This is a genomic window from Leclercia sp. EC_58 (genome assembly GCF_019584355.1).
GTDB lineage: Bacteria > Pseudomonadota > Gammaproteobacteria > Enterobacterales > Enterobacteriaceae > Enterobacter.
Map to the genome: position 1 here is coordinate 2,341,478 of NZ_VDAM01000001.1, position 12,685 is coordinate 2,354,162.

The window sequence follows — 12,685 nt, forward strand, 5'->3', positions numbered from 1 at the left end:
GCCGCACGGTACAACACCCACACCCGCCCGAACCGTAGGCCCGGAAAGCGCAGCGCCACCGGGCATCAGACCGCACGGTACAAAACCCACACCCGCCCGAACCGTAGGCCCGGTAAGCGAAGCGCCACCGGGCATCAGACCGCACGGTACAAAACCCACACCCGCCCGAACCGTAGGCCCGGTAAGCGCAGCGCCACCGGGCATCAACAGGCACGACTATTTAAACAAGGTCTCTAACCGCTCCAGCACCCGGGTGGCGCTGAAATAATCCAGACGGAAGGTTTCAGTCCCCAGCGCCCAGACGCGTTTGTTCTGCACTGCCGGCAGATGGGACAGCAGGGGGTTGGCGTAGATCGCACCCACATCCTTCTGATCCCCGGCAAACAGGAACAGCCCTTCGCCGTTCAGACCGGCGGCCAGGTTTTCCCCCCCTAACTGCACAATGTCGTGGCGCTTGCCCTGGCTCTGGGACGGATTCAGCCCGGCGGGCAGAGTGGCAAGAGAGAAGCCGAGCTGTTGCAGCAGCTTGCCCTGCGCCGACTCGGCAGTCCAGAGGTTGGCGCTGTGGGCAGCAGCGGTGTAGACAATGGCATTCACCGGCTGCGGCGGCAGTTTCATCTGCGCTTTCACCCGGGCGAGCTGCTTATCAAACTCCGCAATCCGCGCCGCGGCCTGCTGCTCCTGACCGGTAATCGTGCCGAGCTGGGTCAGCAGCGCCTGCCAGCTTTTATCGTCGTAATTGATGATAAGGGTCGGGGCGATGGCGGAGAGCTGATCGTAGAGCGCGACGGCGGAATCGCCCCCGGTGGCGCTAATGAGGATCAGATCCGGCATCTGGGCGGCCACCGCTTCTGCGCTCGGCTCGCCGATGTAAAGCCGGGCCAGCTTACGCTGTTTCGCGATATCACCCCACTGACGCAGGAAACCCTGATCGTCCGCCACCCGGTTGTTCGGGGTGGTGGCACCGCTGGCGACCACCGGGGCGTCAATGGCCAGCAGGGAGCCGGTGAGGGTCACGCTGGTGGAGACAATCCGCGTTGGTTTGCTCTCAAGGGTGTGCGTTCCGCGGCTGTCCGTCACCTGACGCGGCCAGTCGGCGGCGACGGCTGAGGTTAATCCTGAAAATAAAAGGCTGATAAAAAGCAGGGTGTTACGGCAAAAGGCGGGCAGTTTCACTAAGGGGCATCCTGTTTTTGTTGAAGTTAATGCTTCTCATTTTCATGAATGAACCGCAGGGATGCAAGCGATAGTCGCACAAGTTACACGCTGGGCTGTTGACACCATTGCGCTCTGGGATTAGGTTAGCCAGCGAAAATATAAATGATAATAATTCTTACTGCTTTTATCATTTCAGGAGGATGATATGGATACGTCACTGGCTGAGGATGTTCAGCACAACGCGACCACGTTGGAAAAAGAGAGCTTCTTTTTTATGTCGCCTTACCGCAGTTTCACCACGTCTGGCTGCTTTGCCCGTTTCACGACCCCTGCCGTCAATGGCGACGATCCGGCCAGCGCGTTTCAGCAAAAGCTGGCCCAGGCCTTTGCCGATGCCAAAGCCGCCGGGATCGCTAACCCGGTGATGGTGGGGGCCATCCCCTTTGATACCCGCCAGCCGTCGTCGCTGTTTATCCCGGAGCAGTGGCAATCTTTTGCCCGCCCGGCGCGTCAGCAATCTGCCCGCTATGCCGCCCGGACCTCACCGCTGACGGTCAAATCCCGTACCGAGATCCCGGCCCAGTTAGCCTTTGAAGAGATGGTGGCCCGCGCCGCCGCGTTGACCGCCACCCCGCGCGTCAACAAGGTGGTGCTGTCGCGCCTGATCGATATCGCAACCGAAGAGAAACTCGACAGCGGCGCGCTGCTGGAAAAACTGATCGCCCAGAACCCGGCCAGCTTTAATTTCCACGTCCCACTGGAGGATGGCGGGGTGCTGCTCGGCGCCAGCCCGGAGCTGCTGCTGCGTAAAGAGGGTGCTCACTTTAGCTCCCTGCCGCTGGCCGGTTCCGCGCGTCGTCAGCCGGACGATATGCTCGATCGCGAGGCGGGCAACAAGCTGCTGGCCTCGGCAAAAGATCGTCACGAACATGAGCTGGTCACCCAGGCGATGAAGGCGGTGCTGGCCCCGCGCAGCCATCAGCTGACCATGCCCGCCTCGCCGCAGCTGGTGACTACCCCAACCCTGTGGCACCTCGCCACCCCGGTAGAAGGCGAAGCGCGTGAAGATGAGAACGCCCTGACCCTGGCCTGCCTGCTGCACCCGACCCCGGCATTGAGCGGCTTCCCGCACCAGGCGGCGAAAGAGCTGATTGCCGAGCTGGAGCCGTTCGACCGCGAGCTGTTCGGCGGCATCGTCGGCTGGTGCGACAGCGAAGGCAACGGCGAGTGGGTGGTCACCATCCGCTGCGCGCGTATTCAGGCCAACAGCGTACGTCTGTTTGCCGGTGCCGGGATTGTTCCGGCCTCTTCCCCGGTGGCCGAATGGCGTGAAACCGGCGTGAAGCTGACCACCATGCTCAACGTTTTTGGTTTGCATTAAGGATTAATCATGACCCTTCCCTTTACCCGCTGGCCCGACGAATTTGCCCGCCGCTATCGTGAAAAAGGTTACTGGCAGGATCTGCCCCTGACGGACATTCTCACCCGCCACGGCGACAGCGACGCGCTGGCGATTATCGACGGCGAACGCCGCATCACGTACCGCCAGTTCCAGCAGTCCGTCAATAACCTGGCGTCTGCGTTGCAGGCGCAGGGCGTTCAGCGGGGTGAAACCGCCCTGGTGCAGCTGGGCAACGTCGCCGAGTTTTACATCACCTTTTTCGCCCTGTTGCAGGTGGGGGTGGCCCCGGTTAATGCGCTCTTCAGCCATCAGCGCAGCGAGCTGAACGCCTACGCCAGCCAGATTGAACCCGCGCTGCTGATTGCCGATCGCGCTCACGGCCTCTTTGCTGGCGACGACTTCCTCAACACCTTTATTGACCAGCACCGTTCCTTGCGCGTGGTGCTGCTGCGCGGCGACGGGCTGGAGGCAACGATGGCCCGCCCGGCAGAACATTTTATCGCCACCCCGACCCCGGCGGACGAAGTGGCATTCTTCCAGCTTTCCGGCGGCAGCACCGGCACGCCGAAGCTGATCCCGCGTACCCATAACGACTATTACTACAGCATTCGTCGCAGCAACGAGATCTGCGGCATTACCGCTGATACCCGTTACCTGAACGCGTTACCTGCGGCGCATAACTTCGCGATGAGTTCCCCCGGCTCGCTGGGGGTCTTTATGGCCGGGGGCTGCGTGGTGCTGGCGAACGATCCGAGCGCCACGCTCTGCTTCCCGCTAATCGAACAGCATCAGATCACTGTCACCTCGCTGGTGCCGCCCGCGGTCAGCCTGTGGTTGCAGGCCATTGCGGAAGGGGCGGGTAAGATTCAACTGGCATCCCTGCAACTGTTGCAGGTGGGCGGGGCGCGCCTTTCCGCCACCCTGGCCGCCCGCATTCCAGCTGAGATCGGCTGTCAGCTCCAGCAGGTGTTCGGCATGGCCGAGGGGCTGGTGAACTACACCGCGCTGGACGATACGCCGGAGCGCATCATCAATACCCAGGGTCGCCCGATGTGCCCGGATGATGAAGTGTGGGTGGCCGATGAGCACGGTAATCCGCTGCCGCGCGGCGAGGTGGGGCGCCTGATGACCCGCGGGCCGTACACCTTCCGCGGCTACTACAAGAGCCCGGAGCACAACGCCAGCGCCTTCGATGAGAACGGCTTTTACTGCTCCGGGGATCTGATCGCCATTGATGAGCAGGGCTACATCACCGTGCAGGGGCGAGAGAAAGATCAGATAAACCGCGGCGGTGAAAAAATTGCCGCCGAAGAGGTGGAAAACCTGCTCCTGCGCCACGAGGCGGTGATCCACGCCGCGCTGGTCAGCATGGAGGACAGCCTGCTGGGCGAGAAGAGCTGTGCGTATCTGGTGGTGAAACAGCCCCTGCGCGCGGTGGAGGTGCGCCGCTTCCTGCGCGAGCAGGGCGTGGCTGAATTTAAGCTGCCGGATCGCGTGGAGTGCCTGGAGGCACTGCCGCTGACGCCGGTAGGGAAAGTCGATAAAAAACAATTACGCCTGTGGCTGGCCGAACGGGCGCAGGGTTGAGGAGCAGAAAATGGCAATTCCAAAATTAACCGGTTACGCGCTGCCAGGCGCGGCAGATCTGCCGACCAATAAGGTGAGCTGGACGATGGAGCCCGCGCGCGCCGCGCTGCTGATCCACGATATGCAGGAGTATTTCCTCAACTTCTGGGGCGATAACTGCCCGATGATGGCGCAGGTGGTGGCGAACATCGCCCGCCTGCGCGACTACTGCAAACAGCAGGGGATCCCGGTCTACTACACCGCCCAGCCGAAAGAGCAGAGCGATGAAGACCGCGCCCTGCTGAATGACATGTGGGGGCCGGGCCTGACCCGCTCGCCGGAGCAGCAGCGCATCGTGGCTGAACTGACGCCGGACGAAGCGGACACCGTGCTGGTGAAGTGGCGCTACAGTGCGTTTCACCGCTCGCCGCTGGAGCAGATGCTTAAAGAGAGCGGCCGCGATCAGCTCATCATCACCGGCGTGTACGCCCATATCGGCTGCATGACCACCGCCACCGACGCCTTTATGCGCGACATCCAGCCATTCTTCGTCGCCGACGCGCTGGCAGACTTCACCCGGGACGAACACCTGATGTCGCTCAACTATGTGGCCGGTCGTTCTGGGCGCGTGGTGACTACCGACGAGCTGCTGCCCTCGCTGCCAGCCAGCAAAGCGGCGCTGCGCGAGCTCATCCTGCCTCTGCTGGATGAGTCAGACGAGCCGATGGATGATGAAAACCTGATCGACTACGGGCTGGATTCGGTGCGGATGATGGCCCTGGCGGCGCGCTGGCGCAAGGTGTATGGCGATATCGACTTCGTGATGCTGGCGAAAAACCCGACCCTTGATGCCTGGTGGGCGCTGCTCTCCCGCGAGGTGAAATGATGCTGGATTTCACGGGTAAAACCGTCTGGGTGACCGGGGCCGGAAAGGGCATCGGTTACGCCACGGCCCGGGCATTTTCGGCGGCGGGCGCGGAGGTGACGGGCTTTGATGTCGCCTTCCCACAGGCGGAATATCCCTTTGCCACCGAAGTGCTGGATGTGGCGGATGCGCAGCAGGTCAACGCGGTTTGCGGGCGTCTGCTGGCGAGCCTCGAGCGGCTTGATGTGCTGGTGAATGCCGCCGGTATTTTACGCATGGGCGCCACCGACCAGCTCTCACAGGCGGACTGGCAGCAGACCTTTGCGGTCAACGTCGGTGGGGCGTTCAACCTTTTTCAGCAGACGATGGGCCAGTTCCGTCGTCAGCAGGGCGGGGCGATTGTCACCGTGGCCTCCGACGCGGCCCATACGCCACGCATCGGCATGAGCGCTTACGGCGCCTCGAAAGCGGCGCTGAAAAGCCTGGCGCTCACCGTCGGCCTGGAGCTGGCGGGGAGCGGCGTGCGCTCTAACCTGGTGTCGCCGGGCTCGACCGATACCGACATGCAGCGCATCCTGTGGAAAAGCGACGATGCCGAGCAGCAGCGTATTCGTGGGTTTGGCGAGCAGTTCAAGCTCGGCATTCCGCTGGGTAAAATTGCCCGTCCAGAGGAGATCGCCAGCACCGTGCTGTTCCTCGCCTCCGACCACGCCAGCCACATCACGTTGCAGGATATCGTGGTGGACGGCGGCTCCACGCTGGGGGCCTAGATGATCTGGAAACGTCATTTATCGCTGGAGGCGCTGAACGCCACCAGCCTGAACACGATGGTGGCGCATCTGGGGATCGTCTACACCCGGCTGGGAGACGACACCCTGGAGGCTGAGATGCCGGTAGATACGCGGACGCATCAGCCGTTTGGTTTACTGCACGGCGGCGCCTCGGCGGCGCTGGCGGAGACCCTGGGATCGATGGCTGGTTTTCTGATGACCCGCGACGGGCAGAGCGTGGTGGGCACGGAGCTGAACGCCACCCATCACCGGGCGGTGGCGCAGGGCAAGGTGCGAGGGGTGTGTCAGTCGCTACACCTCGGGCGCACCAGCCAGAGCTGGGAGATTGTGGTCTATGACGAACAGGGACGGCGCTGCTGTACCTGCCGGTTGAGTACGATGGTGTTAGGTTAATATCGGGGCGAGATTATTCTCGCCCTGAATCATTTGTATTTACTTTAACGACATTAACAGGACCTTTATCCTAAAAACCTTTTTTTAATTGCGCCAGGATGGTCGCCGTTACGAATTTTCGCTATGCTGCGCGGCGGCATGAATATACAGGAAATGACAATGAAAAAAATGGGATATATTCCAGGGACGCTCGCTGCATCATTATTATTATCAGGATGCGCTACCTACTGGGGAAAAGTACCTTATACGCCGCCGCCGGATTCCGAGCAAAATACGGCAAATGTTCGCATGATTGGTAATCCGCCAGGGTTTACCATCAGTCAGCACGGTAATAAAGATGGTGCGGTTGATTTTACCAGCATTGTCGTATTACGACCCACCCACGATCTGGGCTTCCCGAAAGCCAGCAACGATCCGGATCGCTATAAAGACACCTATTACGACACAAAGGTGTATGCCGGAACGCCGACCCGGGTTGGGTTCAGGTTTCTCTATGGCTGTAGCTTTGTAAGCTATACCTTTGTGCCGCAAAAAGGGGAAACCTATGAGTTCCGCCTTTCCGTTTCGGATAAGAGTGGCTACTGCGTCCTGTACGCGACCCATCTGAAGTATGACAGTGAAAATCAGATCTACCTGGACGAAAAGGTCGAACAATATGAAGGTTACACCAGTAAATAGGATCACCATAAAAACATCAGCCTTTATTCTGGCGGGGGTATTTTTTATGGGGATGCTCAGCGGTTGTATTGGCAATATCGATCGGACGCAACAGGGAAGCTTCAGTAAACTCCAGGAAAGCGAACTGGATAAAAAACTGGTGCCGGGTAAGACGACCAAAAAGGATGTATTACTTTTGCTGGGGCGACCAGATATTCCGCAGGATTACAACCACCAGAATACGTGGTTATATCACTCGAAAGTCAAAGGACGTGCGCTCTATGTTATCGTTCCGGTAAATTATGATGAATCCGTGACGCTGGTGCTGACCTTTAATGAAAATAAAGTACTTACCCACCGTGAATATAAAAAGGTGTAATTAAGCGCCTTTGCTTTCTCTCGCTCCCCGCCTCTGTGCGGGGATTTTTCGTTAGCCCCCAGGGGGCCTGGTCGTGATCGGCTTAACACTGTGGTGTAAATCTCTGGTTTGACCACACATTATTGCGTTTTAAAGTTGTTAAATTTTAAGGGTTGTTCTAGAAACAAAATGTAACATCTCACTGTTTCACGACAACGGACAACGACTATGAACAACTCAGGGAAATACCTTTTATGGGCAGGGCTCTCCGTTGTGGGTGCCTTTGCCCTGGGCTATATCGCCCTTAACCGGGGGGAGCAGATCAATGCGCTGTGGATAGTCGTCGCGGCGGTCTGTATCTATCTGATTGCTTATCGCTTCTACGGCAAGTTTATTGCCCATAACGTCCTCTCGGTCGATTCGACGCGCATGACGCCTGCGGTGCGGCATAACGATGGGCTGGACTATGTGCCAACCGACAAAAAAGTGCTGTTCGGTCACCATTTTGCCGCTATTGCCGGGGCCGGGCCGCTGGTGGGGCCGGTACTGGCCGCGCAGATGGGCTACCTGCCAGGGATGATCTGGATCCTCGCAGGGGTGGTGCTGGCAGGCGCAGTCCAGGACTTTATGGTGCTGTTTGTCTCTACCCGCCGCGACGGGCGTTCCCTCGGCGAGCTGGTGAAAGAGGAGATGGGGCCGACCGCCGGGGTGATTGCGCTGGTGGCCTGCTTTATGATCATGGTGATCATCCTTGCGGTGCTGGCGATGATCGTGGTGAAAGCCCTGACCCACAGCCCGTGGGGGACATATACCGTCGCCTTTACCATTCCGCTGGCAATTTTTATGGGGATCTACATCCGCTACCTGCGCCCGGGGCGCATCGGCGAAGTGTCGGTGATTGGCCTGGTCTTCCTGGTCTTCGCCATTATCTCCGGCGGCTGGGTGGCCGAGAGCCCAACCTGGGCGCCGTACTTTGACTATACCGGCGTGCAGCTGACCTGGATGCTGGTGGGCTATGGCTTTGTGGCGGCGGTACTGCCGGTGTGGCTGCTGCTGGCGCCGCGGGATTACCTCTCCACCTTCCTGAAAATCGGCACCATTGTCGGCCTGGCGATTGGCATTCTGATCATGCGCCCGACCCTGACCATGCCTGCGGTAACGAAGTTTATTGACGGCACCGGTCCGGTCTGGTCCGGCAATATGTTCCCGTTCCTGTTTATCACCATCGCCTGTGGCGCGGTCTCTGGCTTCCATGCCCTGATCGCCTCCGGCACCACGCCGAAGATGCTCGCCAATGAAAACCAGGCCTGCTTTATCGGCTACGGCGGCATGCTGATGGAGTCCTTCGTTGCCATTATGGCGCTGGTCTCCGCCTGCATTATCGATCCGGGCGTCTACTTTGCGATGAACAGTCCGATTGCGGTGCTGGCGCCTGCCGGTACGGCGGACGTGGTGGCCTCTGCGGCGCAGGTGGTCAGCGGCTGGGGCTTTAGCATTACCCCGGATACCCTCTCTCAGATCGCCAACGAGGTGGGCGAGCAGTCGATTATCTCCCGCGCGGGCGGTGCGCCGACCCTGGCGGTGGGCATGGCCTACATTCTGCACGGCGCGCTGGGCGGTCTGATGGATGTGTCGTTCTGGTATCACTTCGCCATCCTCTTCGAAGCGCTCTTTATCCTGACGGCGGTGGATGCCGGGACACGTGCGGCGCGCTTTATGCTGCAGGATCTGCTGGGAGTCATTTCACCTAACCTGAAACGCACCGAATCGCTGCCCGCGAACCTGCTGGCGACGGCGCTCTGCGTCCTGGCCTGGGGTTACTTCCTGCATCAGGGGGTAGTCGATCCGCTGGGCGGCATCAACACCCTGTGGCCGCTGTTCGGTATCGCTAACCAGATGCTGGCCGGTATGGCGCTGATGCTCTGCGCGGTGGTGCTGTTCAAGATGAAACGCCAGCGTTACGCCTGGGTCGCTCTGGTGCCAACCGCCTGGCTGCTGATCTGTACCCTGACCGCAGGCTGGCAGAAAGCCTTCAGCAGCGATGCCAAAGTGGGCTTCCTGGCCATCGCCAACAAGTTCCAGGCGATGATCGACAGCGGCAAGATCCCGGCGCAGTACACCGAGTCGCAGCTCTCCCAGCTGGTCTTTAACAACCGTCTGGATGCCGGGCTGACCATCTTCTTTATGGTTGTGGTTGTGGTACTGGCGCTCTATTCTCTGAAGACCGCGCTGGCTGCCCTGAAACAGGACAAACCTACGGCGAAAGAGACGCCGTATGAGCCGATGCCAGCCAACTATGAAGAGATTGTGACCCAGGCGAAAGGGGCGCATTAACCTGTGTGCCGGGTGGCGCTAGCGCTTACCCGGCCTACCTTTTTTGTGAGAGAAACGTGATGTTCGATACCCTGTCAAAAGCCGGTAAATATTTAGGGCAGGCCGCAAAAATGATGATCGGCGTGCCGGACTACGACAACTACGTCGAGCATATGCGCGTCAACCATCCTGACCAGACGCCGATGACCTACGAAGCGTTTTTCCGCGATCGCCAGGATGCCCGCTACGGCGGTAAAGGCGGTGCGAAGTGCTGTTAACCCTCTTTCGGTAAGTAGAGGCTGATCTGCTCCTGCTTACAGCCATAAATGGCCGCCAGCTTTTCGCGGGTGCGTTTTTGCGGGCGTGAGTCCACGGCCTCAAGCTGTGATACGGCGGACTGGCTGATGCCCAGCTTGTCGGCCACCTCCTGCTGGGACAGACCGCGGTAAATGCGCCAGGCCGCCTGCAGGCTGACGTTTTCGCTATGCATTACGTTGCAGACCTCTCCCGGCAAGCCAACATTATCGTAGATATCTGATTCGTATGGAATGTCTTCCCATTCGCTTTCATCGTCGTCATCCTGCTCCAGCATGGCTAAGCGCATGCGAAGATAGTCCCTGTACGGAATGACGGCATATTGCGTTTTTCCCTCTTCATCCTTAATCAACTGCACAGTCATATTCCATATGCTCCTCATGAAGATAGGTGGTTGTTGTTCGACGCTTAACGGATACCACATAACAGGTATCACTTTGCTGATTTTCAAGGGTGTAGATGACCCTGTAATCACCCACCCGCAATCGATGGTGGTTTTCGGGTGAGGACAATTTTTTAATATCTGCCACGGGAGCGGCATGGTCATCCAGACTCGCCAGCCTGCGTGCAATGCGCCAGCGATAGCGAGAATCGATTTTCGCTAACTGCTTCTCCGCGGTTTTTGACCAGACAATCTTCATCCGTACCTCCACTGTACGCCCACACAAAATATAAGGAAATAATAAGACTATTAGATAAATTCCGAATTACTTATGGGGTACTGTAGGGCGAGGGGGAGAGCGGAAAAAGCGGCAAAAGTGCGTTTGTCGAGGCGGGTCGAAAACGCCTCTGCCGGACGACAGAGGCATACATCAATTCTGCGAGCAAGCGTCAGGCGTTCAGCCCGCCGTCCACATCCAGTCCGGTGCCGGAGATCTGCCCGGCGGCGGGGCTGGCAAGAAAGGTCACCGCGGCGGCGACATCCTCCGCCTGCCCGTAGTGTCCGAGGGCAATAAGCTGACGCTGGGCAGGCGCCTGCTCGCCATCTTCCGGGTTCATATCACTGTGTGTTGGGCCAGGGTGGACCAGGTTGACGGTGATCCCGCGTGGTCCTAGGTCGCGCGCCAGCCCGCGGGTCAGGGAGTTAAGTGCCGATTTGGTCATGGAGTAAACGGCGATGCCCGGCTGGGCGACGCGGTTCGCCAGACAGCTGCCGATGTTGATGATGCGCCCGCCGTCGGACATGTGAACCAGCACCTCCTGAATGGCGATCACCACCCCGCGAATATTGACGTTGATAAGGGCATCAATGTCCGCCAGGGTCATCGTCTCCAGCGGACCACCGCGCGCAATCCCGGCGTTGTTCACCAGGATATCCAGCCCGCCGAGGCTTCGCGCCGCCTGGGTGACGGCATCCTGAATCGCCTGCGCACTGGCGCTGTCGGCTTGGATCGCCTCGGCGTGCCGCCCCAGCGCGCGGATCTCATCCGCGACGGCCTGGGCTTTATCGGCGGATTTCTCATAGGTGATAACCACATCGGCGCCAGCACGTGCCAGGGAGAGCGCAATGGCACGGCCTATCCCACGACTGGCACCGGTAACCAGCGCCTTTTTACCTGTTAAATCGATCTGCATGATGACCTCGTTACGAGAGTGGTGATGATCATCATTAGGTATAGAGGGCCAGTTCCCGGCGTCAATGCGCCGGGCGGCTGAGGTTTTCTACTTTTTCAAACGCGGCGCGCAGAACCTCTGGCGTCAGGGCGATCGGCAGGGCGTGGATCGACTCCACCGGGCGCAGGGTATGGGCGATCACCTGGTCCAGCGCCTCGCGGTTATGGATGTCCACTTCCAGCTCACGCAAGGTGGTGGGCAGGTTAAAACGCTGGTACGCCGCGACCAGCTCGCGCAGCACATCATCCTGGCCGAGCAGGGCGCTCTGTACCAGGATCCCGTACGCCACCTTGGTGCCATGGAGGAATGGCGCGGTCTGAGGCAGCACCGTTAAGCCGTTATGCACCGCATGCGCTGCCGCCACGCGGGTGTAGCGCTCCCCGAGCCCACCAACCATGCCGCCACCGGCGATGATGGCGTCCACCACGTCATGAAACTCGCGCGTCACCTCGCGCCGCGTCTGGTCGGCTAACGCCTGCTCGCTGTGCGCCAGCAGCACGTCGCGGATCGCCAGCGCCCCGTTAATGCCGAGCCTCACCGTCAGCGGCAGCTGTTCGGGCTCTGGCGCCAGCACCACCGCTTCATACCATTTCGCCAGCGTGTCGCCGATCCCCGCCAGCAGATACTCTGCCGGGGCATTGAGGACGATCTCGGGCTCGACGAGCACCAGATAGTTGGCATCGTCAAAGATCTCAAAATGGAGCGCCTGCCCGGCGTCGTTGTACCACACCGACAGCGGGGTCCATGCCGCGCAGGTGGCCGCGATGGTGGGAATAGCCACCAGCGGCAGACCCAGACGGCGGGCCACCGCTTTGGCGGTATCCAGCAGCGCGCCGCCGCCGACGCCAATCACCACGCTGCGATCCGCGCCGGAGGCTTCTGCAAGCTGATTCACATCGCGCTCGCTACAGTGGCCTTTAAAGAGCAGCCGTTTTGCCCCAGCCGCGTCAAAACTTTCCGGAAGGAACGGTCGGGCCCCGGCCAGGGCGCGTTCACCGTAGATCCATACCGCCCGGGAGAGTTGCTCCGGGGTAAGAAAATCGTCCAGGCGAGCCAGGGCACCGCGGTGGGAGTAGTAGTTTGCCGGGCCGGGAACGACGCGGATGTCAGTGTTGCTCATGAGGGTTTCCTTTTTGCGAAGCGCTAACCTGATGTTATGTCTGGACATCCGGATGGCTAATACTATTTTGCTTTATCTTATGCTTTTTCCGTCGTTGCCAGCCAGCCAGTGCTGTGAAAAATTCTATAAATCA

General features: G+C 59.7%; 14 protein-coding genes. 9 read left to right on the forward strand and 5 right to left on the reverse strand.

Going from position 1 to position 12,685, the window contains the following annotated elements; all coding sequences use genetic code 11:
- Nucleotides 1-216: 216 nt before the first annotated feature.
- Nucleotides 217-1,176 carry a Fe2+-enterobactin ABC transporter substrate-binding protein gene (fepB, locus tag FHC51_RS11440; protein WP_220435578.1) on the reverse strand — a complete coding sequence of 320 codons (960 nt, stop codon included), beginning with the start codon at nt 1,174-1,176 and terminating at the stop codon, nt 217-219.
- Between the two features lie 187 nt (nt 1,177-1,363).
- Between fepB and entC the strand changes: the two genes are divergently transcribed.
- From entC to FHC51_RS11485, 9 genes are all read left to right on the forward strand, one after another.
- Nucleotides 1,364-2,539, forward strand: coding sequence for an isochorismate synthase EntC (gene entC, locus FHC51_RS11445; protein WP_220435579.1), 1,176 nt, complete (start codon nt 1,364-1,366; stop codon nt 2,537-2,539).
- A gap of 9 nt (nt 2,540-2,548) precedes the next feature.
- The gene (gene entE, locus FHC51_RS11450) at nt 2,549-4,147 is read left to right on the forward strand and encodes a (2,3-dihydroxybenzoyl)adenylate synthase EntE (protein WP_220435580.1); all 1,599 of its coding nucleotides are present in this window, start codon (nt 2,549-2,551) and stop codon (nt 4,145-4,147) included.
- A gap of 10 nt (nt 4,148-4,157) precedes the next feature.
- Nucleotides 4,158-5,012 carry an isochorismatase gene (locus FHC51_RS11455; RefSeq protein WP_220435581.1) on the forward strand — a complete coding sequence of 285 codons (855 nt, stop codon included), beginning with the start codon at nt 4,158-4,160 and terminating at the stop codon, nt 5,010-5,012.
- On the forward strand, nt 5,009-5,761 hold the full coding sequence (gene entA, locus FHC51_RS11460; protein WP_220435582.1) for a 2,3-dihydro-2,3-dihydroxybenzoate dehydrogenase EntA: 753 nt from the start codon (nt 5,009-5,011) through the stop codon (nt 5,759-5,761). Before FHC51_RS11455 ends, entA begins: the two co-directional genes overlap by 4 nt.
- Nucleotides 5,762-6,175, forward strand: a complete 414-nt coding sequence (gene entH / locus FHC51_RS11465; RefSeq protein ID WP_220435583.1) for a proofreading thioesterase EntH — start codon at nt 5,762-5,764, stop codon at nt 6,173-6,175.
- Nucleotides 6,176-6,334: 159 nt separating this feature from the next.
- Nucleotides 6,335-6,853, forward strand: a complete 519-nt coding sequence (locus FHC51_RS11470; RefSeq protein WP_246842299.1) for a hypothetical protein — start codon at nt 6,335-6,337, stop codon at nt 6,851-6,853.
- Nucleotides 6,831-7,211: an outer membrane protein assembly factor BamE gene (gene bamE / locus FHC51_RS11475; RefSeq protein WP_255584834.1), complete on the forward strand. Its 381-nt coding sequence runs from the start codon at nt 6,831-6,833 to the stop codon at nt 7,209-7,211. Before FHC51_RS11470 ends, bamE begins: the two co-directional genes overlap by 23 nt.
- 207 nt (nt 7,212-7,418) lie before the next feature.
- On the forward strand, nt 7,419-9,524 hold the full coding sequence (cstA, locus tag FHC51_RS11480; RefSeq protein ID WP_114315654.1) for a pyruvate/proton symporter CstA: 2,106 nt from the start codon (nt 7,419-7,421) through the stop codon (nt 9,522-9,524).
- 59 nt (nt 9,525-9,583) lie between these two features.
- Entirely contained in the window at nt 9,584-9,781 is a 198-nt protein-coding gene (locus tag FHC51_RS11485; RefSeq protein WP_014169079.1) for a YbdD/YjiX family protein, read from the forward strand.
- Here the strand turns inward: FHC51_RS11485 and FHC51_RS11490 are convergent.
- From FHC51_RS11490 to FHC51_RS11505, 4 genes are all read right to left on the reverse strand, one after another.
- Nucleotides 9,778-10,182 (reverse strand): helix-turn-helix domain-containing protein, encoded by a 405-nt coding sequence (locus FHC51_RS11490; RefSeq protein ID WP_114315653.1) that lies wholly within the window; start codon nt 10,180-10,182, stop codon nt 9,778-9,780. The two genes, FHC51_RS11485 and FHC51_RS11490, sit on opposite strands and share 4 nt — an antisense overlap.
- Nucleotides 10,163-10,459: a type II toxin-antitoxin system RelE/ParE family toxin gene (locus FHC51_RS11495; protein WP_114387690.1), complete on the reverse strand. Its 297-nt coding sequence runs from the start codon at nt 10,457-10,459 to the stop codon at nt 10,163-10,165. Before FHC51_RS11495 ends, FHC51_RS11490 begins: the two co-directional genes overlap by 20 nt.
- Before the next feature lie 190 nt (nt 10,460-10,649).
- Nucleotides 10,650-11,393 (reverse strand): SDR family NAD(P)-dependent oxidoreductase, encoded by a 744-nt coding sequence (locus FHC51_RS11500; protein WP_220435584.1) that lies wholly within the window; start codon nt 11,391-11,393, stop codon nt 10,650-10,652.
- Nucleotides 11,394-11,454: 61 nt separating this feature from the next.
- Nucleotides 11,455-12,552 (reverse strand): oxidoreductase, encoded by a 1,098-nt coding sequence (locus tag FHC51_RS11505; protein ID WP_220435585.1) that lies wholly within the window; start codon nt 12,550-12,552, stop codon nt 11,455-11,457.
- Between the last annotated feature and the right edge of the window lie 133 nt (nt 12,553-12,685).

Excerpts from the sequence above, each read along its gene's own strand:
- cstA (WP_114315654.1), top strand. The coding sequence starts at position 7,419 with ATGAACAACTCAGGGAAATACCTTTTATGGGCAGGGCTCTCCGTTGTG.
- FHC51_RS11455 (WP_220435581.1), top strand. The coding sequence starts at position 4,158 with ATGGCAATTCCAAAATTAACCGGTTACGCGCTGCCAGGCGCGGCAGAT.
- bamE (WP_255584834.1), top strand. The coding sequence starts at position 6,831 with ATGAAGGTTACACCAGTAAATAGGATCACCATAAAAACATCAGCCTTT.
- FHC51_RS11470 (WP_246842299.1), top strand. The coding sequence starts at position 6,335 with ATGAAAAAAATGGGATATATTCCAGGGACGCTCGCTGCATCATTATTA.
- entC (WP_220435579.1), top strand. The coding sequence starts at position 1,364 with ATGGATACGTCACTGGCTGAGGATGTTCAGCACAACGCGACCACGTTG.
- entE (WP_220435580.1), top strand. The coding sequence starts at position 2,549 with ATGACCCTTCCCTTTACCCGCTGGCCCGACGAATTTGCCCGCCGCTAT.
- FHC51_RS11495 (WP_114387690.1), bottom strand. The coding sequence starts at position 10,459 with ATGAAGATTGTCTGGTCAAAAACCGCGGAGAAGCAGTTAGCGAAAATC.
- entA (WP_220435582.1), top strand. The coding sequence starts at position 5,009 with ATGATGCTGGATTTCACGGGTAAAACCGTCTGGGTGACCGGGGCCGGA.
- FHC51_RS11485 (WP_014169079.1), top strand. The coding sequence starts at position 9,584 with ATGTTCGATACCCTGTCAAAAGCCGGTAAATATTTAGGGCAGGCCGCA.
- FHC51_RS11500 (WP_220435584.1), bottom strand. The coding sequence starts at position 11,393 with ATGCAGATCGATTTAACAGGTAAAAAGGCGCTGGTTACCGGTGCCAGT.
- FHC51_RS11490 (WP_114315653.1), bottom strand. The coding sequence starts at position 10,182 with ATGACTGTGCAGTTGATTAAGGATGAAGAGGGAAAAACGCAATATGCC.
- entH (WP_220435583.1), top strand. The coding sequence starts at position 5,762 with ATGATCTGGAAACGTCATTTATCGCTGGAGGCGCTGAACGCCACCAGC.
- FHC51_RS11505 (WP_220435585.1), bottom strand. The coding sequence starts at position 12,552 with ATGAGCAACACTGACATCCGCGTCGTTCCCGGCCCGGCAAACTACTAC.